Source organism: Actinomadura sp. GC306, from assembly GCF_004348665.1.
In the GTDB taxonomy this organism is placed as follows: domain Bacteria; phylum Actinomycetota; class Actinomycetes; order Streptosporangiales; family Streptosporangiaceae; genus Spirillospora.
The window spans coordinates 1-1630 of sequence record NZ_SMKM01000522.1; the positions used below are offsets into that span (position 1 = coordinate 1).

Sequence of the window (1630 nt, forward strand, 5' to 3'; positions counted from 1 at the left end):
CGCAGGCGTCGAAGGTGGAGGGCGGGAAGGGGAGGGCGTAGATGTTCGCTTGGAGGAGGGTGTTCGTTCGCCGGCGGGCTCTCTTGAGCATTGTGCGGGAGAGGTCTGCGGCCACGTGGCGGGGGTTGCCGCTTGCTGCTATGCCGCCGCCGCAGGGGATGTCGAGGGTTAGGGCCGTGGGGTCTTGGGCGGCTATCGACTGTCGGAGGTCGTCGATGTCGTAGGACCAGAGGGTGCGGGCTCCCAGGCGGGAGAGCAGGGGGTTCTGGACGGCTATGTCGTAGAGGGTGGCGATCGCCGGGTTCACTCGCGGGGGACGAGGGTGAGGAGGGACGCCTCCGGGGGGCAGCAGAAGCGCATGGGGGCCTTCGGGGACGTGCCCAGGCCGGCGGAGACGTGGAGCCAGGAGTCCTGGTGCCTGTGCAGGCCCTTCACGCGGGGGCGGTCGATGCCGCAGTTGGTGGCCAGGGCGCCGTAGAAGGGGACGCAGACCTGGCCGCCGTGGGTGTGGCCCGCCAGGAGGAGGTCGTAGCCGTCGGCGGTGAAGCGGTCGAGGTTGCGGGGTTCTGGGGAGTGCATGACGCCGAGGTGGACGTCGGCGCGGGGGTCGACGGGGCCCGCGATCCGGTCGTACTGGTCGCGGTCTATGTGGGAGTCGTCGATGCCGCCGAACTCGATGTCCAGTTCGCCGACCTTGAGGCGGCCTATGCGGTTGTTGAGGTCGAGCCAGCCGGCGGCCTGGAGGGCGGAGCCGAGTTCGCGGTAGGGGAGGTCCGGTTCGCGTCCGCTGCGCTTGTAGTCGGACTGGCTCGTCCGCCAGACGTAGCGCAGGGGGTTCTTCAGGACGGGGGAGAACAGGTCGTTCGAGCCGTAGACGAAGACGCCCGGGCGGTCGAGGAGGGGGCCGAGGGCGTCCAGGAAGGGGCCGATGGCGTCGCGGTGGGAGATGGAGTCGCCGGTGTTGACGACGAGGTCGGGCTCCAGCGCCTCCAGGGAGCGGACCCAGTGGATCAGGCGGCTGCGGCCGGGGGTGAGGTGCGCGTCGGAGAGGTGCAGGATCTTCACCGAGGGGCGGCCGGGGGCCAGCACCGGGACGTCCAGGCGGCGCAGGCGGAACCAGTTCCGCTCGATCACCGAGGCGTACCCGAAGGTCGTTGCGCCCGCGCCCAGCAGCCCCAGGGGCACGGCGTGTCTTTTTCGCACGGCTCTCCCTTCCGAAGGGTCCATGCTTCCAGACATGGGCACCCGGCGGTAATAGCGATGAGGCTTCCGGTACGGACGGGCATGATGTGACCATGACCCTGAAGGAGAAGCTGGAGACCGATCTCTCGGCCGCGATGAAGTCGCGGGACGAGCTGCGCACCCGGACGCTGCGGATGGCGCTGACGGCGGTGAAGAACGAGGAGGTCGCCGGGAAGCGGTCGCGTCAGCTGTCCGACGACGACATCGTGAAAGTGCTCGCGCGGGAGGCGAAGAAGCGTCGTGAGGCGGCGGCCGCGTTCGGGGACGCGGGGCGCGAGGAGCAGGCGCGGGCGGAGCGGGACGAGGGCGAGGTGCTGGAGCAGTACCTTCCCGCGCAGCTGTCCGACGAGGAGCTGGCCGCGCTGGTGGCCGACGCCATCGCCGCGAC

General features: G+C 70.2%; 3 protein-coding genes. 1 reads left to right on the forward strand and 2 read right to left on the reverse strand.

The genetic code is table 11. The features are described from left to right. A partial coding sequence (locus tag E1200_RS33235; RefSeq protein ID WP_165950569.1) for a class I SAM-dependent methyltransferase occupies nt 1–307 on the reverse strand: 307 nt, incomplete at its 3' end. Further along, nucleotides 304–1203, reverse strand: coding sequence for a metallophosphoesterase (locus E1200_RS33240; protein WP_243709060.1), 900 nt, complete (start codon nt 1201–1203; stop codon nt 304–306). The genes E1200_RS33235 and E1200_RS33240, both read right to left, overlap by 4 nt. Before the next feature lie 92 nt (nt 1204–1295). On the opposite strand from E1200_RS33240, the gene E1200_RS33245 reads away from it, so the two are divergent. Beyond that, the coding region (locus E1200_RS33245) for a GatB/YqeY domain-containing protein (RefSeq protein WP_131956636.1) at nt 1296–1630 on the forward strand (335 nt) is incomplete at its 3' end.